Raw genomic sequence first — 18,424 nt, forward strand, 5'->3', positions numbered from 1 at the left:
TGCAGGTGGTGCCAATTCAGTATTTGATGCCGACGCCGGCGCGCACCGCATGCAGCGTGACAGGCACGCCGCCCATCGAGGGGATTCGCAGGAACTGGTATTCGGCACGGACGAAGATGTTGTTGGTGATCAGCGCCTCGACACCGGTGCCGAGGGCGAAGCCGAAGCCGATGACGCCGTTCGAGGACCGGGTGGAGTTCACGAGATCGCTATAGGGCATCGTCCAGTCGACGGCGTCGGCCGTGTCCGTGTCGATCCGCTGATAACCGGCACGATAGGAGACCGACGTATTGCCGCGGGCGATGGCGAGGCCGGCAGTGAAATAGGGCATCACCCGGCCATAGGCCCAGCCGGCCCTCATACGGGCGGTGAAATAGTCGGTCAGCGATGCCCTGACCGTCGTGCTCTGCGAAAAGGCGTCGGTGAAGCCGGTCTGCGCATAGAGGACGGCGAAGGGCTGGGTCCAGGTGCGTGCACCGCCTCCGCCGCTGGCGATGCGGTTGTAATCGAATTCGAAGCCGATCACCGCATCCTCGAACTGCGCCTGATAGCCAGCGAAGACGCCGAACATCACGGGGGTCCCCCGGACAGGGTCCACGTTGATGAAGGTCGGCGCGGCGGCCCCCGACGGCGGATTCAGAAAGTAGAGGCCGTTGAGCAGGCGCTCGGCTTCGCGCCGCGCCATGGCCTGCGTGTCCGCCGTCATGCTTCCGATGCCGCCCTGAACACCGCCGTAGAAACCCGTCCAGTTCGGAGCCAAATCGTCATGGACCGGCAACGACCCCCTGAGCGCCATGTCTGCCGCCTGGCCGGTCACCGTCATGGCCAGCGTCATCGCCAGCGCTGCCAAACCCGTCGTCACTGTCGAACGCGCCGTCATGCCGGCCTCCTCGTGAGTCTCGGCTGTCTGCAACCGATCTCGATGGCCACCATTCATGAATCATCAAGGTTACCGCCCGGTTAAGCGCGGTGGGCCGCTCTGCCGCTGACGCATTGAGAACCGCCGGCCTGCGCGTTACATCTCGCTGATGACAAAGATGCCCTCCTCGCTTCTCATCGCCGTGGCCCAGCTCAATCCCGTGATGGGCGACGTCGCGGGCAATCTCGCCCGGGCCCGCGCCGCCCGTGCCGACGCGGCAGCGGCCAATGCCGACCTGCTCGTCTTCTCCGAACTCTTCATCTCGGGCTATCCGCCGGAGGATCTGGTGCTGAAGCCGGCCTTCCAGGCGGCCTGTCGGCAGGCGACCGAGGCCCTCGCCCGCGACACGGCCGACGGCGGGCCAGCGCTGCTCGTCACCACCCCCTGGGCCGAGGGCGGACGGGTCTTCAATGCCGTCGTCCATGCCGATGCCGGCCTGATCCAGGCCGTCCGTTTCAAGGTCGACCTGCCGAACTATTCGGTCTTCGACGAGAAGCGCGTCTTCGCGCCGGGGCCGCTGCCGGGTCCTGTCAATGTGCGCGGCGTGCGCATCGGCGTCCCCATCTGCGAGGACATCTGGGGCGAGGAGGTCGTCGAGACCCTGTCCGAGACCGGAGCCGAACTGCTGATCGTCCCCAACGGCTCGCCCTACCGCGAAAGCGTCTATGACGAGCGCATGAGCACCATCGTCGCGCGGACCACCGAGAGCGGCCTGCCGCTGCTCTATGTCAACCAGATCGGCGGCCAGGATGAGCTGGTCTTCGACGGCGCCTCGCTGGCGGTGAACGCCGACCATCGGCTCGCCATGCAACTGCCCGCCTTCACCGAGGCCATGGCCCTCGTCCAGGCGACCAAGACGGACGGCACCTGGCGCCTCTCCGGACCCATCCATGGGCATGACAGCGGCGACGAGGCCAATTATGCGGCCTGCGTCCTGGGCCTGCGCGACTATGTCGAGAAGAACCGCTTTCCCGGCGTGGTGCTGGGCCTTTCCGGCGGCATCGATTCGGCCATCTGTGCCGCGATGGCGGTCGATGCTCTGGGGCCTGATCGCGTCCATTGCGTGATGCTGCCCTACCTCTATACGTCGGAGGATTCCCTGAAGGACGCCTTCGACTGCGCCAAGGCCCTCGGCGTGCGCTACGACATCGTGCCCATCGCCGCGGCAGTGGACGGGCTGGAGGCGACTCTCGCGCCCCTCTTCAAGGGTACGACCCGCGACATCACCGAGGAAAACCTGCAGAGCCGCGCCCGCGGCACCATCCTCATGTCCATCTCCAACAAGTTCGGCGCCATGGTGGTGACGACGGGCAACAAGAGCGAGATGTCGGTCGGCTATGCCACGATCTATGGCGATATGAACGGCGGCTACAATCCGGTGAAGGATCTCTACAAGTCCGAGGTCTTCCGCCTCTCGGCCTTGCGCAACCGCTGGAAGCCGGCTGGCGCCCTCGGCCCGGATGGCGAGGTCATCCCGGTCAACATCATCGTCAAGCCGCCGACCGCCGAACTGCGCGAGAACCAGAAGGATCAGGATTCGCTGCCGCCCTATGACGTCCTCGACGCCATCCTGGAGCGCCTGGTGGAACGCGAGGCCTCGGTCGCCGCCATCGTCGCGGAAGGCTATGACCTCGACACGGTGAAGAAGGTGGAGCGCCTCCTCGGCATTGCCGAATATAAGCGCCGCCAGGCCGCCCCCGGCGTCAAGGTCACCGCGCGCAATTTCGGCCGCGACCGCCGCTATCCGATCGTCAACCGCTTCCGCGATTCCGGCGAGGCGCTGCCGGTGCCGGACATGACCGTGGTCAACCCCACCGCCATGCCGAAGCTCGACGTCGTGGACTTCTGACCACCCGCCCGGCGCGTCTGCTCCGCAGCGGCCCTATTGCCCCAGAGTGAAGGAATAGGTGACGCTGGTGCCGACCGTGAACTGGTTGGCACTGCCGCGCTGGGTGACGAGCGGAGCGCCGGCCGCACTCCCGGCGAGCCAGTCATAGGCCGCAAAGCCGGTGACGGTCCAGCCGGCATCGAAGCGATAGGCCACCTGTGCCACCGCGCCATATTTCATCAGGCCGCCGCGCGCCTGGAAGGCAGCGAGCCCCGAGGCGATGCTCTCAGGCGCCGAGACCGAGAAATAGGTGGAGGCGTAGCGGTCGCTCCCGAAGAAGGAGCGCGGGCCGACCGAAACGGTCCAGCGCGGCGCCGGCCGCCAGATGACATCGGCGCCGGCATTGCCGACCAGCGCGGCATGACCGCCGATACCGTGGCGCACCGCCGCGCGCAGCCGCAGCCACTCGACCGGGAAAAGCTCCGCAAAGGCGCCGGCCTCGATGGTGAAGCCGACATCGGCGAGGCCGGCGAGCCTGGCATCGTCGCGCGCCCGGCGTGCGCCCGTCAGGGTGAGGTTCGGCCCGACGCGCAGCCATCCGAGATCGACGATGGCCGGTGCGATGCCGTCGTCGAAGGAAGAGAAGCGCTCCGGCGAGCCAGGGGCGCGGAGCGACAGGCGCGGCAGGATCATCGGCCCGAGCCGGCTCGACCCCATCCACAGGGGCACGGCGGTGACGGTGCCGCCCAGCGTGACCGTCCAGCCGCGGGCAGCCTCGGGCAGGGGCTGGGACGACGCGGGAAGAGCGGCAAGGCCGAGGACCGCCGAGGCGATGAGAATACGGGACAGCATGAACACGGGCTACGCTTGAAGAGGGTGATCCGACGGTAGTCGAGCGGAGTTAACGGGATACTCTTACGGCTGACCGCCTTCACCGGATCCTGCACCCGCACACCGCGGAGGCTGGACCTCGCCGCGCCGCCGGGCTACTGCGACCACTGGAAAGACCAGATCGAGGCCACTCGCCATGACCGATCCCGAAATCCTCAAGCGTGACGCCGCGGCCAAGGCGCTCACCTTTGTCGAGGACGGCATGCGCCTCGGCCTCGGCACGGGCTCGACGGCGAAGCACTTCGTCGATCTCCTGGCCGAACGGGTGAGGTCCGGCCTCAAGGTGGTCGGCGTGCCGACCTCCGAGGTGACGCGGGCCCAGGCCGAGCGGCTCGGCGTGCCGCTGACGACCCTCGACGAGACGCCGGCACTCGACATCACCATCGACGGCGCCGACGAGATCGACCCGGCGCTCAACCTCATCAAGGGGGGCGGCGGTGCGCTGCTGCGCGAGAAGATCGTCGCTGCCGCCTCGGACCGCATGATCGTCATCGCCGATGCCTCCAAGCGGGTCGCCACCCTCGGTCGCTTTCCGCTGCCGATCGAGGTGAACGCCTTCGGGCTCGGCGCCACCGAACGCGCCGTCTCCCGGGTCCTCGAGGCCTGCGGCTGCCCCGGCCCCCTGACGCTGCGCCGCAAGGCCGACGGCCATGTTTTCGTCACGGACGGCGGGCACATGATCCTCGATGCGGCCTGCGCGCGAATCCCAGATCCCCCCACGCTCGGCTCCCGTCTTCACTCCGTGCCCGGTGTGGTCGAGCACGGCCTGTTCATTGGTCTGGCGTCCATCGCGATCATCGCTTCCCCTGGCGGCGCAGAGGTCGTAGGACGTGTTTGACAATCGAGCCGCCTCGGTCAGGCGCGGCCTCAAGACTTCCCGAGGAGTGATCCCGATGTTCGTCCGTTCGTTTGCAGCAGCCCTGGCGGCCTGCGCCCTCATCACGACCGCCGCCACGGCGCAGACCCAGAGGCCGGCGGCGCCCCTCGCCCAGGCGGCGCCCCAGGCGGCCGCCGCCGCGCCGGCGCCTGCCGCCGACCATGTCGCCCTCGCCCGTCAGGTTGTCGAGCTCTCCGGGGCCTCGGCCTCCTTCGAGAACGTCATCCCCGCTTTCGTCGAGCAGGCGAAGTCGCTGTTCCTGCCGACCAATCCCGATCTTGGCCGCCAGTTCAACGAGGTCGGCGACCAGCTCAAGGCCGAGTTCCAGCCGCGCGTCAACGAACTGATCCAGGGCATCGCCGTGGCCTATGCCCAGCGCTTCACGGTAGAGGAACTACGCCGCATCCAGGCCTTCTACCAGTCGGCGGATGGCCAGAAGCTGGTGCGCACTATTCCCTCGATCATGGAAGAGACCTTCGGCCGGTCGCAGCAGTGGAGCCAGGTGGTGACGCGGGACATCGTCGCCCGCTTCCGCGAGGAATTCGCCAAGCGCGGCATCCGGCTCTGAGGTCGGACGGCTCTCATCCATTCCCGCAGTCTCAAGCGCCGGCCTCGTGCCGGCGTTGTCGTGTCCGGCTCTCCACGGCGCCACGATCGGCTGGCTGCCGCGCATTCGCCGTTCAACTCTTAAATTCCCTACGTATTCATCTCTGATGACTGATGTATATCAAGGACAGACCGGTATCTCCGCCTTAGCCTTTTCCGAACTTGATGGAAAAGGAGGTCCGCATGAACATTGTCAGAACATCAATCGCGGCAGGAATTCTTGGCGCCTGCTTCATCGTCCTGCCCGCATCGGCGCAAACCATTCCCCAGCGTGATCCGGCCGTGGCCGGCGCCTTGGCGGCGATCACCCCCGACGGCCAGGTCGAGATGCAGGGCCGTCGTGGCGGCGGCTTCCGCACTGGTGGCGGGGGCGTCCGAGCCGGTGGTGGTGGTGGCGGCCGGGGAGGCTTCCGCGGTGGCGGCGGCCGGGGAGGCTTCCGCGGTGGCGGCGGCCGGGGCGGGTTCGGCGGCGGCGGTGGTGCGGGAGCAGCCGCGGTGGCGATCGGCATACTCGGGGCCGCGATCATCGCTTCCGAGGCGGCACGGGCCCGTGCACCTCGCGATTGCTGGATCGAGCGCCAGCGGGTCCGTGACGAGTGGGGCCGCACGATCGGCTTCCGCCGCGTGCGCATCTGCAACTGAACTCGGGTTCAGACTGGACAACAGGCCTGCGCGCCGGGAAACCGGCGCGCAGGCCGCTCCGGTTTCGTGAGAGGTCGGGCCTCGGCACTGAGGATGGGGACCGGACGACGTCGATCCATGAGCGCGGGCGCCGTCTCACGCTCCTCGCGCGCTTGTGTCCTCGTCTGCCTGTGATAATCGCTTGATCGACCCATCTGTCGGGTGCGGCCAATCCGCGACGGACGCCGGTTGTTTCAAGGATGCCCTTATGACCTTCGACGTCGACCTCTTCGTGATCGGTGGCGGCTCGGGCGGCGTGCGGGCGGCCCGCATCGCCGCGACCCACGGGGCCAAGGTCATGCTGGCCGAAGAATACCGGATGGGGGGCACCTGCGTCATCCGCGGCTGCGTGCCGAAGAAACTGATGGTCTATGCCTCGCAGTACCACGAGCATTTCGCCGATGCCGCGGGCTTCGGCTGGACGGTCGGTCCGGCGACATTTGACTGGCCGACCTTCATCGCTGCGAAGGATAAGGAAATCGGCCGCCTCGAAGGCCTCTATGGCGCCAACCTCGTCAAGGCCGGCGTCGAGATTGTCGCGCAGCGCGCCACCATCGCCGGCCCGCAGGCCGTCCGCCTCGCCGATGGCCGTGTCGTCACTGCCCGGCACATCCTGGTCGCCACCGGCGGCCGTCCCTCGACCGACGACGCCCTGCCGGGGCGTGACCTGGCCATTTCCTCCAACGAGGTCTTCCACCTCGCCGAACAGCCAAAGCGCATCGTCATCGCTGGCGGTGGCTATATCGCCGTGGAGTTCGCCGGCGTCTTTGCCGGCCTCGGATCGGAGGTGACGCTCGTCTATCGCGGATCGAAGATCCTGCGCGGCTTCGACGAGGATGTCCGCGGCCACCTCATGGCGGAGTACCGGAAGAAGGGCATCCGCCTGGTCATGGGCGAGGTTTTCACCAGCCTCAGCCGCACGCCGGGCGGCATTGCGGTCGCCTTCAAGAACGGCCAGGCGCCGATCGAGGCGGACCAGGTGCTGATGGCGATAGGCCGAAAGGCCAACACCGCCGGTCTCGGCCTCGCCGAAGCCGGCGTCACCCTCGGCGCAGGCGGCGAGATCATCGTCGACGAGGAGAGCCGCACCTCCGTGCCCTCCATCTATGCGGTCGGCGACGTCACCGACCAGGTCAACCTGACACCGGTCGCTATCCGTGAGGGCCATGCCTTCGCCGACACCGTCTTCGGCGGCAAGCGCTGGACGGCCGATCACGCCATCATTCCGACGGCCGTCTTCTCCGAGCCGGAGATCGGCACGGTGGGCCTGTCGGAGGAGCAGGCGCGGCTGTCGGGCTGCGCCCTCGACATCTACAAGGCGACCTTCCGGCCGATGAAGCATACGCTGTCGGGCCGCGACACCCGGATGTTGATGAAACTCGTCGTCGACGGCGAGACCGACAAGGTCCTCGGCGTCCATATCTGCGGACCTGACGCTGGGGAAATGATCCAGCTCGCCGGCATTGCCGTGAAGATGGGCGCCACCAAGGCCGACTTCGATGCGACCATGGCGGTTCACCCGACCGCCGCGGAAGAACTCGTGACCATGCGCACGCCGAGTGCGCGTTACCCGAAGGGCTAGCCGGTGCCGCCGGCCTAGCCGCAATCGCCGATGAGGCGCTGGGCCACCCAGCCGATGCGGCCGGTGCGGAATTCCGGCTGGCTCGGGGTATTGAGCTCGCCGTTCCAGGAGATGACCTGCGTCCACCGCCCGGAGCGGATGACCTCGCCCTGGTTGCGGGCCCGCAGGTGGACGCTGTGGCCGGTCTTCATGCGGGCGATCAGCCGTGAGTCGGCGGACGGCCCTGCCCGGAGCGCGGCGAAGCCGTCGGGCGTCGGCAGGACCTCGCAGACGGCGTTGATCGCCTTGGCGGGTGAGGCGGCCCCCATCAGCCCAAAGAAGGCGGCGGCGAGGGTGGCCTTCGAGGCGAGGCGGGTCATGGGCGCAGTCTCCGGCGGGCGGTGCCACCGCAATAGGGCCGCGGTCGTTCCGGGGCGTGACGGCGAAGGCTGTCCCGACATTTCAAATGCAGCGGCGGCGCTGCGCCTCGCTCAGCGCGGCGTGATGGTCAGCGTGCCGATGGCGCCGCGTTCAATATCACTGCGCCGGGTGCGCATGGGGAGATACTGGACCGCGGCCCAGCGCCCGGCGAGGTTGCGGTAGAGGCGCGAGGTCGGCAGGCCCGACTGCCCGGTGGAATGCATGAACAGCGAGCGCTCCGGATCGGCCATGTCGTAGATCGCTCTCAGCGAAGCCGCATGGCGCGACACGAAAGGCTCGGCCTCGTTGCGGATCGTATGCCGGTTGACATTGACCGTGTAGGTGTCGCCGGGAACCGGCACCCGCACGTCGAACAGCGCTGCCAGCCCCGGCACCCGCGCGAAGGGCCGATGTTCGGAGCGCGCGTCATGAGCAACGCCCCAGCGCCAGGCACGCCAGTCCGCACCATAGCGACGCTCGAGATCGGCAAGCGCGAGGTCGAGGGCGCGCGACACCAGCACCGGACAGGTGGAGGCCTCGCCGGCGCCGGCGACGCCCAAGCACCAGGCCCCCTGCCCGCCCGCATCGGAGAGCACGGCCTTCATGAACACCTGCCGCTGGTCCCAGAGCGCGGGGAAGAGGTCCGGCCCGAGTTCGTCAGCATAGACGAGGCGGGCGAACTCGCGCATCCAGGCGGTGACGAGCAGGGGCTCGGCCCGATCCAACGCCATGGTGCCGTCGAACCCCGCGAGGGCAGCGACCACCTCCCGCACCCGTTCCGGCATCGCGCGCGCCCGCGCGGCCTCCCCTGTCCGATGGGCCGCCAGCAGCAGCGGCAGGATCTCCCGCACCGCGCCCGAGCGGTGGTCAGCCTGGATCCGCCGGAACGAGCCGACCGAGTGGGCCTCCCGACCGGCCAGAAGCTCCGCGATCCGTTCGGCGCGGTGCGGCGTCGCCCATTCATAGGTGATGTGGTGCGGATAGCCGGGCGGGGTGATCCGCTCGTTCGCGGTAATCTTGAAGCCGCGCGCCGGGTTGAACTCCTGCGGCAGATCCTCGAAAGGGATGAACCCCGCCCAGTCGTAGCGGGAATCCCAGCCAGGCGCCGGGAAGAGCCCTTTCAGGTCGTTCTCCGGCTTGCGCACCGGCACCCGGCCCGCCGCCACTAAACCGATATTCCCGTCCACGTCGGCATAGACCATGTTCTGCTGCGGGGCGTGGTAGTGCCGCGCCGCCGCCATGAACTCCGGCCAGTCGCGGGCGCGGTTGAGCCGCGCGAAGGCCTGGACGGTGAGATTGTCCGGGCTCAGCGCCGTCCACTGCAGCGTGAGCGCATGACCCTCCGGCACCGCCCGGGTCGCGCTGGCCGAGGCACCATCGGAAATGACCGGTCCATGACGGGAGAGGCGCACGGTGAGAACCACGTTGGGCGCGCCGCGCACGCCGATGACCTCGCGCACGGTCTCGAAACGGGCCCAGCCATCTGGTGTCTGATAGCGCCCGGAATCACTGGGATCGATCCGCTGGATATAGACGTCCTGCACGTCCGGCCCAGTATTGGTGAAGCCCCAGGCGATGCGGTCATTGCGGCCGAGGACGACGCTCGGAACGGCGGGCATGGTGGCGCCGATGACCGTCCCGGAGGGCGACGTCAGCCGCGCGAAATACCACAGTGCTGGCGCCGACAACCCCAGATGCGGATCGTTGGCGAGGAGCGGCCGTCCCGTTTCGGAGCGGGCGCCCGACACCACCCAACTGTTGGAGCCAACGCCCTTGAGGCCGAGCCCCAAGGGCTCGATGAGGGTGGCTGCGCGCCGGGCCTGAGGCGCCAGTGACCGATAGAGCCCCGCATAGTCCGGGAGATCGGGAAAGCTCTCGCCAGGGGCCGCGGGAAGGAACTCGGCGATCTGCCGCATCGTCAGGCCGCGCTGCACCAGGCGCAGACGGGTCAGTTCGGCATTGAGATTGCCGCCGAGGTCGAGGGCCATCATCAGCGACCATCCGATCGAATCGATGGGCGACCAGGGCTCGGGCGCAGGTGCCTGCAGCAGCTGAAATTCGGGCGGCAGCGGCCCGGCTCGTGTCGCCAGATAGGCGTTCACCCCCCGCGCATAGGCGGCGAGCAACACCCGGGTTTCCCCGTCGAGATTGGCGAAGATCGCCTCGGCGGTCCGCCTGATGCCGAGGGTACGGAGGAATCGGTCAGTCTCCAGCCCGGAAGCGCCGACGATCTCCGCCAGGCGGCCGTTGGCGATGCGTCGATTCATCTCCAACTGCCAGAGCCGATCCTGGGCATGGACGAAACCCAGTGCCGCCGTCGCATCCTGCTCGCTGGTTGCGAAAATATGCGGGATCCCCTCCCCGTCCCGGACGATCTCGACCGGGCGCTCGAAACCCGGCAAGGCGATGGTGCCGGCGACCTGCGGCTCGATTGCACGCACATACCAGGCGACGAGGGCCGCGACGCCCAGCAGGGCGACCAGGAGAACCCGGAGGCTCCACGTCATCAGGCGGCGGAGAAGACGCATGGCACGACACCCGTTGCAAGCGGCGGGAGTTGATCATCCGACCGGGAACCGGGCAAGCTACCCGCCTTTCGACACCAGCAACCCGCACCACCGCCGACGAGGAGATCACCATGGCCGACAATGATGATGCGGCAGCCGTCGAGCGGACGGCGAAGCGCATCTTCGCGCTGCAGAACCCCGGCAAGCCCTGGCCGGGCGACGCGGCGGCGAAGATGGGCGATAAATCGCGCGGCGGCACGCTGGCGAAGAAGGACCGCGGCGGCGGCGAAGGCTGACGCGCTCAGCGCCCGCGGCGCATGGTCAGCGTTACCCAGCCCTCGATCTCCTCGCGCATCACGAGACGCAGGCCGCGGTCACGATAGGCCGAAACCACGAGATTGGCGTGGGGCGGAATGATGCCCGACAGCACCACCGTGCCACCGGGGGCGACCAGCCGCACAAGGTCCGTGGCGAGCCCGACCAGCGGACGCGGCAGGATGTTGGCGAGGATCAGGTCATAGGGGGCACCGCGGCGGAAGCGCGCGTCCTTCAGGCCCGCGGCATGGATGACCCGCACATAGCCGCGGGCCCTGTTGAGAACAGCATTCTCGTGGGCGGCGTCCACCGACACGCGGTCGATGTCGGAGGCGAGCACCGGCACCCGGTGGCGCAAGCCTACGGCGATGGCGAGCACGCCGGTTCCCGTGCCTACGTCGAGCGGCCGGAAGGCGCGGGCCGCCTTGGCCAGCCGGTCGATGGCGCGCAGGCAGCCGAGCGTCGTGCCGTGATGGCCGGTGCCGAAGGCGAGGGCCGCTTCGATCTCGATGGGAATGGCGTTGGCCGACACCTTGTCGCGGTCATGCGATCCGAAAACCGTGAAGCGCCCGGCCACGACAGGCTTCAGGCCATCGAGCGAGGTGCGCACCCAGTCGCGTGACTCGATGGCATGAAAGGTCACGCAGGCGGCGACCGCCTCGCCTGCCGTCGCGCGCACCAGCGCACGCACATGGTCTTCATCGGGCGCATCGCGAAAGAACACCTCGACCAGCCAGATCCGGCCATCAGGCGCCTCGAAGGCGGCGACCGCCGTCTCGGCGGGGTCGAACATCTCGCCGATGAGGTCACCGACCTTCCGCGCCGCCCTCTCCGAGGTTTCGAGACGCATGAGATGGGTGGGTGACACGGGGTGCAGACCTTCGAGCATGCCGCGTGATAACGCCGCATCCGGACAATGTCATCAGCCCGGATGGGTAATACAAAATCTGCCTCATGAGTGCCGTAGCGTAATGAAAACAACAGGTTGCGCTGCACAAATTCTACGCAGAACGAAATACCCCATTTATTTCAGAGTGTTACCAATACCGCGCCAGGTTCGCGATTTACCAATTGCTAACCGCTTCATCCGACCTTCCGTGGGAGGAGACCCCGCCGATGAAAGCCTTTGCCAAGACCGAAGAGACTACCCCGTCGCTGGACACGATCCTGGCCGCGACCCGCAGCGTGAAAGGCACGACATCGGCGAGGATCGAGGAGATCCACAAGATCACCGACGGCCTGCGCATGCTGGCCCTCAATGCCCTCATCGAGGCGGCGCGGGCCGGCGAGAACGGCCGCGGCTTCTCCGTCGTCGCCGCCGAGGTGCGCGAGATCTCCACCCGCGTCGGGAGCATCGCCCATCAGTTCTCGACGGAACTCGCCGGACAGATCGCCGGCCTCGAGGCGATGACCATGGCGATGAGCAGCCAGGCGGCCGGCCAGAGGCTGACCGATCTCGCGCTCAATGCCATCGAGCTGATGGACCGCAATCTCTATGAGCGCACCTGCGATGTCCGCTGGTGGGCGACCGACTCCGCCATGGTCGAGGCGCTCGCCGCGCCGGCGCCCGACCGGTCGGCCCATGCCGCGCAGCGCCTCGGCGTCATTCTCGGCGCCTACACCGTCTATCTCGACATCTGGCTCTGCGACCGCGACGGCCGGGTCGTGGCGAACGGCCGGCCGGAACGCTTTGCCGTCACCGGCCAGTCGGTGCGGCACGAGCCCTGGTTCACCCGCGCCATGTCGCTTGCGACCGGCGACGACTATACCGTGGCCGATGTCGCCCGGTCCGGCCCGTTGCACGATGCCGAAGTCGCCACCTATGCCACGACGGTGCGCGCCGGCGGCCAGGCGCGCGGCGCGCCCCTTGGCGTCCTCGCCATCCATTTCGACTGGGAGCCCCAGGCCCGCGCCATCGTCCAGGGCGTCCGCCTGTCGGAGGAGGAGGCTGGCCGCAGCCGCGTTCTCCTCGTCGACGCGCGCAAGCGCGTCATCGCCAGTTCCGACGGGCGCGGCGTGCTGAGCGAGACCCTCGCCTTCGACACCGGCGGCCGCAAGGCCGGTTTCACCCGCGACGCCAGTGGCACCACCACGGCCTTCCACCTGACGCCCGGCTACGAGACCTATGCCGGCCTCGGCTGGTACGGCGTGATCCAGCAGAAGGCGGGCTAGGCGCGGTTACTCGGCCGCCGCACGCCGGGTGGTCGGGTCAAAAGGCACGATCAGCAGCAGGCCGTCCGTCGCCGCCTCGGCGAATGCGGGGTCAGAGCGGAGTTGATCGATGCTGCGCGGTGCTGGAAAGGAGCTTTCCCGCAGCGCCTCCCAATCCTCGGCGGCGAAGGCGATCGCTTCCGCGGCATTGGCCACAGCCTCGTCGATCGTGTCGCCGGCCGAGAAAACCCCTGGCACGTCCGGAAACTGCACACCGTAGCAGCTGTCGGAATCCTTGTGGACGATGGCGATATAGCTCGGCATGGCGCGATACGAGGCTCGGATTACCGCTCGCGGGGCCAGCCCGCCTGTCGATCGATGGAATACACTGTTCCGAGCGGCAAGTCCCGCTTCGGGTGCGGGATGGTGACCATCCGGCGCAGGCCATCGTGGAAGAACTTGTGGTGCGAACCCTTCACGGCGCGCAGCCCATAGCCCTCGCGTTCGAGGCGGCGAATGATGTCGCGGCTGTCGCGGAGCATGACCGTGCCTCCGAATCGAGGTCTTTCCGGTCGTCGATAATTTCCATGTGTCGAGGAGAAGCAAGCAATCTCAATTAACAAATGGTTAAGGGAATGCCTCTTGACTTTCTGAAGGCGATATCACGCCGCCTGGACGAAACTGTCCACCACCTTCTTCTCGCCGGCCTTGTCGAACTGCACCGTGAGCTTGTTGCCCTCGGTCGACACCACGTCGCCATAGCCGAACTTCAGGTGGAACACCCGGTCGCCGGGCTGGTAGCGCGAGGGCTCGCCCGTCGACTTGGCAACGAGCTCGCCGTCGATGGTCCGCCCGCCCCCCGAGCGGTCGGTGAGCCGGCCCTGGAAGCCGCCGCGTCCTTCGGCGAAAGTCGCGCCAAAGGCTTGGCTGCCGGTCCGGCCGGTGAAGCGCGCCTGCGCCTCGTTCAGCGACTTCTGCGCCTGCGCCCGCTGCCAGCCGGGCGTCGCATAGGTCGAGGAGAAACTCTCCACCTTGTCGAAGCGGCTCTGGCCGAAGCCGCCGCGCCCCATGCCGCCATAGCCCGAGGTCCCGAGGCCTTCGGAGACCTCGACATGGTCGGGCGGCAGGTCGTTGACGAAACGGCTCGGCACGGTCGACTGCCAGAGACCATGGATGCGCCTGTTGCCGGCAAAATAGATCTTCGCCCGCCGACGCGCCCGGGTGATGCCGACATAGGCGAGACGGCGCTCCTCCTCCAGACCGGCACGGCCGTTCTCGTCAAGCGACCGCTGGTGGGGAAAAAGCCCCTCCTCCCATCCCGGCAGGAACACGGTCTCGAATTCGAGGCCCTTGGCCGAATGCAGCGTCATGATCGACACGGCATCCTCGGTCTCGCCCTCGCCGCGCGCTTCCGTGACCAGGGCGATATGTTCGAGGAAACCCGGGAGGTTCTCGAACTCCTCCATCGAGCGCACGAGTTCCTTGAGGTTTTCGAGCCGGCCTGCCCCCTCGGCGGTCTTGTCCTTCTGCCACATCTCCGTATAGCCGCTCTCGTCCAGCACGAGCTGGGCCAGTTCGGCATGGGGCATGGCCTCGATCTGCCCGGCCCAGCGTTCGAACTGGTCGATGAGGTCCTTCAGCGCCCGCCGCGCCTTCGGCTTCATCTCCTCGGTCTCCGTGAGCACCCGCGCCGCCTGCATCAGCGGCACGCCCTGGGCGCGCGCATGGTCGTGCAATTGCTGCAGGGTGGCGTCGCCAAGGCCGCGCTTCGGCGTGTTGACGATGCGCTCGAAGGCGAGATCGTCGGAGGCCTGAGCGACGCAGCGCAGATAAGCCAGCGCGTCGCGGATCTCCAGCCTTTCGTAGAAGCGCGGACCACCGATGACCCGGTAGGGCAGCCCGATGGTGATGAAACGGTCCTCGAACTCGCGCATCTGGAACGAGGCGCGCACCAGGATGGCCGCCTCGTTGAGCGCATGGCCCTGGCGCTGCAGCTGTTCCAGTTCCTCGCCGACCGACCGCGCCTCCTCCTCCGAATCCCAGACCGAGGTCAGCGTCGGCTTGGCGCCGTCCTCGCCGTCGGTGAAGAGCGTCTTGCCGAGCCGGCCCTCGTTATGGGCGATGAGATGGGCGGCGGCGGCCAGGATATGGCCGGTCGAGCGGTAATTGCGCTCCAGCCGGATCACCGTCGCGCCGGGAAAGTCCTTGTCGAAGCGCAGGATATTGTCGACCTCGGCGCCGCGCCAGCCATAGATGGACTGGTCGTCGTCACCGACGCAGCAGATGTTCTGCGGCCGCCCTTCCTGGCGCTGGGCCAGCAGCCGCAGCCACAGATATTGCGCGACATTGGTGTCCTGGTACTCATCCACCAGGATGAACTTGAACTTGCGCTGGTACTCCGCGAGCACGCCGGGATTTTCACGGAACAGCCGGATGACCTCCAGGAGCAGGTCGCCGAAATCCACGGCGTTCAGCACTTTCAGCCGCGCCTGGTAATCGGCATAGAGCTTGAGCCCGAGCCCGTTGGCATAGGCGGCTGCCTCGCCCGACGGCACCTTGTCGGGGGTCAGCGCCCGGTTCTTCCAGCCGTCGATGGCGGAGGCCAGCACGCGCGCCGGCCAGCGCTTCTCGTCGATGTCCTCGGCCTGGATCAGCTGTTTGAGCAGGCGGATCTGGTCGTCGGTGTCGAGGATGGTGAAGCCGGACTTGAGGCCGGCGAGTTCGGCATGGCGGCGCAGGATCTTCACGCCCGTCGCGTGGAACGTACCGAGCCAGGGCATGCCCTCCACCGCCTCGCCGACCAGATGGGCGATGCGCTCCTTCATCTCGCGCGCCGCCTTGTTGGTGAAGGTCACGGCGAGGATCTCGGAGGGAAAGGCCCGGCGCTGGTTGAGGATATGGGCGATGCGGGTGGTCAGCACCCGGGTCTTGCCGGTCCCGGCACCCGCCAGCACGAGCACCGGACCGTCCAGCGTTTCCACGGCCGCCTGCTGTTCGGGGTTAAGACCCGCAAGATAGCCGGCCGCCGCCTGCTGGCCGCGCGCGGCCATGGCCCTTTCGGCGAGACTGGGCTGGCGCGGGGCGGAAGGGTCGGTCATGGGCCTCAGATGTTCCGATTCGGTTCTCGTCCAAAATGGGGGTTCGCGCCGACAAAGCCAACCCGACGAGGGACGACATGCGTCACGCCGGGGGATTCGCCTCCCGGCGCCATCACAAGCAAAAGGGCCGGCGTTTCCGCCGGCCCTTGCAGAATCCCGGAAGGCGACGCGCTCAGCGCAGGACGACGACCCGCGTGCCGACCCGCACCCGGCTGTAGAGGTCGATGACATCGTCGTTGGTCAGGCGGAAGCAGCCCGAGGACACGGCGGTGCCGATCGTGTGCGGCTCGTTGGAACCGTGGATGCGGTAGAGCGTGGAGCCGAGATAGAGGGCGCGGGCGCCGAGCGGATTGTCCGGGCCGCCCGCCATGAAGCGCGGCAGGTCCGGACGGCGGCGCAGCATCTGGGCCGGCGGGCGCCAGTCCGGCCACTCCGCCTTGCGGGTGACCGTCTGGTTGCCGCCCCACGAGAAGCCCGGCCGACCGACGCCGACACCGTAGCGGATCGCCGTGCCACCGGCCTGGACCAGATAGAGGCGGCGTTCCTGGGTGTTGATGACGATGGTGCCGGGCGCATAGCGGCCGGTGAAGGCCACGGTCTCGCGCGGGATGGCCGAGACGCCGGCGCGCGGACCGCCATCGGTGCGCGGCGCGATGCGCATGGGCGCATTGGTGGCCGGGTCGAAGATGACCTGGTCACCGAAGCCGAAATTGACCGTCTGGGCCTGGGCGGCAGCGCCCGAGAAGGCCAGCGCGATCGCTGTGGCGAGGATGGGCAGGAAGCGCCGCATGAATGCACCTTGCGAGATGGATATGACGTTACGGAAGACCGCGATCCCGCAGCGACCGGGCCCGTCGGTAAATTGGCAGTTCGATAGAGCGTAATCGGTCGCTCCTGCGCAATGGCAGCCGCCGGCACCACGCCACAGAAAGTCGCGTTTCGGACGCATGTGTGACCGCCGGGCAACGGTATTCCGATCCCAAGCATCTGACAGCACACATCTTTCGCCCTGGCCTGCCATCACGGCAAAGTGAACGGTGGCCATGCCGGGCCAGATCCTTCACCGCTGCCTCTCGCAATCCGGCGCACGAGCCTTCATATAGGCGCGATGTCCATGATCCCTGATATTACCGGCGGCGCAGACGATATCGTTGTGCCTTTCCAGGTCGACGAGATCGATCTCCGCGGCCGCGTCATCCGCCTGGGCCGCTCGGTCTCGGCCATGATCGACCGTCACGGCTACCCCGCGCCCGTCGCCCGCGTCCTGGCCGAGGCGACCGCGCTGACCCTTCTGCTCGGCTCCGGCCTGAAGTTCGACGGGCGCCTGATCCTTCAGACCCAGTCCGACGGTCCGGTCCGCATGGTCGTCGTCGATGTCGCGACGCCGGACCGCGTTCGCGCCCTCGCCCGTTTCGATGCCGAGGCCGTCGACGCGGCGATCGCGGCCGGCCAGGCCGAGCCGGCGGCGCTGCTCGGTTCAGGCCAGCTGGTGATGACGATCGACCAGGGCGGCGACATGCAGCGCTACCAGGGCATCGTCTCTCTCGACGGGCAGGGCCTCGAACGCGCCGCCGATCAGTATTTCCGCCAGTCGGAACAGATCGAGACCCGGGTGCGTCTCGCCGCGGCGGAAGAATATGTTCCCGGCGAGGACGGCATGAGGCACACCTGGCGGGCGGGCGGCCTCATGGTCCAGCACCTGCCGCCGGCCGGCGGCGAGGGCCACCGCGACCTCGCCCCGGGCGACGCGCCGGATGGCACCATGCTGCCCGAGCCGCACGAGGCCTGGGCCGAGGCGCGGGCGCTGACCGACACGATCGGGGACGACGAACTGGTCGACCGCACCCTCTCGCCTGAGCGGCTGCTGTTCCGCCTGTTCCACGAACGGGGCGTCCGGGTCTTCGAGGCGCAGGATGTGAAGGAACATTGCACCTGCTCCCGCGAGCGCATCTCCGGCATCGTCGGCAGCTTCACGCCCGAGGAGCGGCGTGACATGGTCGAGGACGGCGCCATCAGCGTCACCTGCGAATACTGCTCGACCAGCTACCGCTATGCGCCGGCGGAGTTCGATCCGGTCGAATAGCGCTCAGCGTTCGCCCGAGAACCGCCGGAAAGTGCCGACCCCATCGGCAATGATGGTCCCCTTGTCGTCTTCGACCCGGATGGCGACGAAGGCGACGCTCCGCCCGCCGCCGGTGCGGGTGGCGGTCACGGTGAGGACGCCGTCGCGCGCGGTTCCCAGATAGTTGACCGTCAGCGACAGGGTGACCCCCCGGCCATCCACCGCATCCGGATCTTTCGGCGGGCCGCCGAGGGCGGCGTAACCGCCGGCCGAATCCATCAGCGTCGCCACCAGCCCGCCATGCAGGCCGCCGCCGCGATTCATGAACTCCTCCCGCACGGGACAGGTCATCACGGCGCGCCCGTCGGTCCATTCCACCACCTCCCAGCCGATGAGGCGATGGAAGGCGCTGTGACGATCGGACGGCCGGACCGTGACCGGCGGGTCTCCTGCGCTCATCCATCATCTCCCGGTTGAAGGTCCACGCGACGGGGCCCTTGTCGCGCCA

18 protein-coding genes are annotated in these 18,424 nt (G+C 67.9%); 8 read left to right on the plus strand and 10 right to left on the minus strand.

Going from position 1 to position 18,424, the window contains the following annotated elements; all coding sequences use genetic code 11:
• Nucleotides 1-16: 16 nt before the first annotated feature.
• Nucleotides 17-880 (minus strand): outer membrane beta-barrel protein, encoded by an 864-nt coding sequence (locus tag Q0C57_RS04230; RefSeq protein ID WP_296572502.1) that lies wholly within the window; start codon nt 878-880, stop codon nt 17-19.
• A 148-nt stretch (nt 881-1,028) separates the two neighbouring features.
• Here Q0C57_RS04230 and Q0C57_RS04235 point away from each other — a divergent pair, with 148 nt between their 5' ends.
• Nucleotides 1,029-2,768, plus strand: a complete 1,740-nt coding sequence (locus Q0C57_RS04235; protein ID WP_296572505.1) for an NAD+ synthase — start codon at nt 1,029-1,031, stop codon at nt 2,766-2,768.
• A 33-nt stretch (nt 2,769-2,801) separates the two neighbouring features.
• Here the strand turns inward: Q0C57_RS04235 and Q0C57_RS04240 are convergent, their stop codons facing one another.
• Nucleotides 2,802-3,599 carry a MipA/OmpV family protein gene (locus tag Q0C57_RS04240; RefSeq protein WP_296572508.1) on the minus strand — a complete coding sequence of 266 codons (798 nt, stop codon included), beginning with the start codon at nt 3,597-3,599 and terminating at the stop codon, nt 2,802-2,804.
• Nucleotides 3,600-3,774: 175 nt separating this feature from the next.
• Between Q0C57_RS04240 and rpiA the strand changes: the two genes are divergently transcribed.
• The 4 genes from rpiA to gor all read left to right on the plus strand — a co-directional run bounded on the left by rpiA (nt 3,775) and on the right by gor (nt 7,384).
• Entirely contained in the window at nt 3,775-4,476 is a 702-nt protein-coding gene (rpiA, locus tag Q0C57_RS04245) for a ribose-5-phosphate isomerase RpiA (protein WP_296572510.1), read from the plus strand.
• Between the two features lie 55 nt (nt 4,477-4,531).
• The gene (locus tag Q0C57_RS04250) at nt 4,532-5,083 is read left to right on the plus strand and encodes a DUF2059 domain-containing protein (RefSeq protein WP_296572513.1); all 552 of its coding nucleotides are present in this window, start codon (nt 4,532-4,534) and stop codon (nt 5,081-5,083) included.
• A 221-nt stretch (nt 5,084-5,304) separates the two neighbouring features.
• A complete protein-coding gene (locus Q0C57_RS04255; RefSeq protein WP_296572515.1) occupies nt 5,305-5,763 on the plus strand; it encodes a hypothetical protein in 459 nt (152 codons plus the stop codon).
• Between the two features lie 247 nt (nt 5,764-6,010).
• Nucleotides 6,011-7,384, plus strand: a complete 1,374-nt coding sequence (gene gor / locus Q0C57_RS04260) for a glutathione-disulfide reductase (protein ID WP_296572517.1) — start codon at nt 6,011-6,013, stop codon at nt 7,382-7,384.
• A gap of 14 nt (nt 7,385-7,398) precedes the next feature.
• Here the strand turns inward: gor and Q0C57_RS04265 are convergent, their stop codons facing one another.
• Complete coding sequence (locus Q0C57_RS04265; protein WP_296572520.1) at nt 7,399-7,743, minus strand: SH3 domain-containing protein; 345 nt, start codon at nt 7,741-7,743, stop codon at nt 7,399-7,401.
• A gap of 111 nt (nt 7,744-7,854) precedes the next feature.
• Nucleotides 7,855-10,311 (minus strand): penicillin acylase family protein, encoded by a 2,457-nt coding sequence (locus Q0C57_RS04270; protein ID WP_296572524.1) that lies wholly within the window; start codon nt 10,309-10,311, stop codon nt 7,855-7,857.
• 110 nt (nt 10,312-10,421) lie between these two features.
• Between Q0C57_RS04270 and Q0C57_RS04275 the strand changes: the two genes are divergently transcribed.
• The gene (locus Q0C57_RS04275) at nt 10,422-10,586 is read left to right on the plus strand and encodes a hypothetical protein (RefSeq protein ID WP_296572527.1); all 165 of its coding nucleotides are present in this window, start codon (nt 10,422-10,424) and stop codon (nt 10,584-10,586) included.
• 5 nt (nt 10,587-10,591) lie between these two features.
• On the opposite strand, the gene Q0C57_RS04280 is transcribed toward Q0C57_RS04275, so the two are convergent.
• Nucleotides 10,592-11,494 carry a 50S ribosomal protein L11 methyltransferase gene (locus Q0C57_RS04280; protein WP_296572529.1) on the minus strand — a complete coding sequence of 301 codons (903 nt, stop codon included), beginning with the start codon at nt 11,492-11,494 and terminating at the stop codon, nt 10,592-10,594.
• Between the two features lie 227 nt (nt 11,495-11,721).
• Here Q0C57_RS04280 and Q0C57_RS04285 point away from each other — a divergent pair, with 227 nt between their 5' ends.
• Nucleotides 11,722-12,777 carry a methyl-accepting chemotaxis protein gene (locus Q0C57_RS04285; RefSeq protein ID WP_296572532.1) on the plus strand — a complete coding sequence of 352 codons (1,056 nt, stop codon included), beginning with the start codon at nt 11,722-11,724 and terminating at the stop codon, nt 12,775-12,777.
• Between the two features lie 6 nt (nt 12,778-12,783).
• Here the strand turns inward: Q0C57_RS04285 and Q0C57_RS04290 are convergent, their stop codons facing one another.
• The 4 genes from Q0C57_RS04290 to Q0C57_RS04305 all read right to left on the minus strand — a co-directional run bounded on the left by Q0C57_RS04290 (nt 12,784) and on the right by Q0C57_RS04305 (nt 16,644).
• Nucleotides 12,784-13,080: a type II toxin-antitoxin system HicB family antitoxin gene (locus Q0C57_RS04290; protein WP_296572535.1), complete on the minus strand. Its 297-nt coding sequence runs from the start codon at nt 13,078-13,080 to the stop codon at nt 12,784-12,786.
• A gap of 20 nt (nt 13,081-13,100) precedes the next feature.
• The gene (locus tag Q0C57_RS04295) at nt 13,101-13,298 is read right to left on the minus strand and encodes a type II toxin-antitoxin system HicA family toxin (protein WP_296572538.1); all 198 of its coding nucleotides are present in this window, start codon (nt 13,296-13,298) and stop codon (nt 13,101-13,103) included.
• A 120-nt stretch (nt 13,299-13,418) separates the two neighbouring features.
• Nucleotides 13,419-15,854 carry an ATP-dependent helicase gene (locus Q0C57_RS04300; RefSeq protein ID WP_296572541.1) on the minus strand — a complete coding sequence of 812 codons (2,436 nt, stop codon included), beginning with the start codon at nt 15,852-15,854 and terminating at the stop codon, nt 13,419-13,421.
• Nucleotides 15,855-16,026: 172 nt separating this feature from the next.
• A complete protein-coding gene (locus tag Q0C57_RS04305; RefSeq protein ID WP_296572543.1) occupies nt 16,027-16,644 on the minus strand; it encodes a L,D-transpeptidase in 618 nt (205 codons plus the stop codon).
• A 324-nt stretch (nt 16,645-16,968) separates the two neighbouring features.
• On the opposite strand from Q0C57_RS04305, the gene Q0C57_RS04310 reads away from it, so the two are divergent.
• Nucleotides 16,969-17,937: an Hsp33 family molecular chaperone gene (locus tag Q0C57_RS04310; RefSeq protein ID WP_296572546.1), complete on the plus strand. Its 969-nt coding sequence runs from the start codon at nt 16,969-16,971 to the stop codon at nt 17,935-17,937.
• A gap of 3 nt (nt 17,938-17,940) precedes the next feature.
• Here the strand turns inward: Q0C57_RS04310 and Q0C57_RS04315 are convergent, their stop codons facing one another.
• Nucleotides 17,941-18,375: a PaaI family thioesterase gene (locus tag Q0C57_RS04315; protein WP_296572548.1), complete on the minus strand. Its 435-nt coding sequence runs from the start codon at nt 18,373-18,375 to the stop codon at nt 17,941-17,943.
• Between the last annotated feature and the right edge of the window lie 49 nt (nt 18,376-18,424).

This window comes from Phreatobacter sp. (assembly GCF_022843985.1).
GTDB lineage: Bacteria > Pseudomonadota > Alphaproteobacteria > Rhizobiales > Phreatobacteraceae > Phreatobacter.

Excerpts from the sequence above, each read along its gene's own strand:
- rpiA (WP_296572510.1), top strand. The coding sequence starts at position 3,775 with ATGACCGATCCCGAAATCCTCAAGCGTGACGCCGCGGCCAAGGCGCTC.
- Q0C57_RS04285 (WP_296572532.1), top strand. The coding sequence starts at position 11,722 with ATGAAAGCCTTTGCCAAGACCGAAGAGACTACCCCGTCGCTGGACACG.
- Q0C57_RS04280 (WP_296572529.1), bottom strand. The coding sequence starts at position 11,494 with ATGCTCGAAGGTCTGCACCCCGTGTCACCCACCCATCTCATGCGTCTC.
- Q0C57_RS04240 (WP_296572508.1), bottom strand. The coding sequence starts at position 3,599 with ATGCTGTCCCGTATTCTCATCGCCTCGGCGGTCCTCGGCCTTGCCGCT.
- gor (WP_296572517.1), top strand. The coding sequence starts at position 6,011 with ATGACCTTCGACGTCGACCTCTTCGTGATCGGTGGCGGCTCGGGCGGC.
- Q0C57_RS04290 (WP_296572535.1), bottom strand. The coding sequence starts at position 13,080 with ATGCCGAGCTATATCGCCATCGTCCACAAGGATTCCGACAGCTGCTAC.
- Q0C57_RS04235 (WP_296572505.1), top strand. The coding sequence starts at position 1,029 with ATGACAAAGATGCCCTCCTCGCTTCTCATCGCCGTGGCCCAGCTCAAT.
- Q0C57_RS04265 (WP_296572520.1), bottom strand. The coding sequence starts at position 7,743 with ATGACCCGCCTCGCCTCGAAGGCCACCCTCGCCGCCGCCTTCTTTGGG.
- Q0C57_RS04300 (WP_296572541.1), bottom strand. The coding sequence starts at position 15,854 with ATGACCGACCCTTCCGCCCCGCGCCAGCCCAGTCTCGCCGAAAGGGCC.
- Q0C57_RS04275 (WP_296572527.1), top strand. The coding sequence starts at position 10,422 with ATGGCCGACAATGATGATGCGGCAGCCGTCGAGCGGACGGCGAAGCGC.
- Q0C57_RS04270 (WP_296572524.1), bottom strand. The coding sequence starts at position 10,311 with ATGCGTCTTCTCCGCCGCCTGATGACGTGGAGCCTCCGGGTTCTCCTG.
- Q0C57_RS04255 (WP_296572515.1), top strand. The coding sequence starts at position 5,305 with ATGAACATTGTCAGAACATCAATCGCGGCAGGAATTCTTGGCGCCTGC.
- Q0C57_RS04295 (WP_296572538.1), bottom strand. The coding sequence starts at position 13,298 with ATGCTCCGCGACAGCCGCGACATCATTCGCCGCCTCGAACGCGAGGGC.
- Q0C57_RS04310 (WP_296572546.1), top strand. The coding sequence starts at position 16,969 with ATGATCCCTGATATTACCGGCGGCGCAGACGATATCGTTGTGCCTTTC.
- Q0C57_RS04315 (WP_296572548.1), bottom strand. The coding sequence starts at position 18,375 with ATGAGCGCAGGAGACCCGCCGGTCACGGTCCGGCCGTCCGATCGTCAC.
- Q0C57_RS04250 (WP_296572513.1), top strand. The coding sequence starts at position 4,532 with ATGTTCGTCCGTTCGTTTGCAGCAGCCCTGGCGGCCTGCGCCCTCATC.
- Q0C57_RS04305 (WP_296572543.1), bottom strand. The coding sequence starts at position 16,644 with ATGCGGCGCTTCCTGCCCATCCTCGCCACAGCGATCGCGCTGGCCTTC.
- Q0C57_RS04230 (WP_296572502.1), bottom strand. The coding sequence starts at position 880 with ATGACGGCGCGTTCGACAGTGACGACGGGTTTGGCAGCGCTGGCGATG.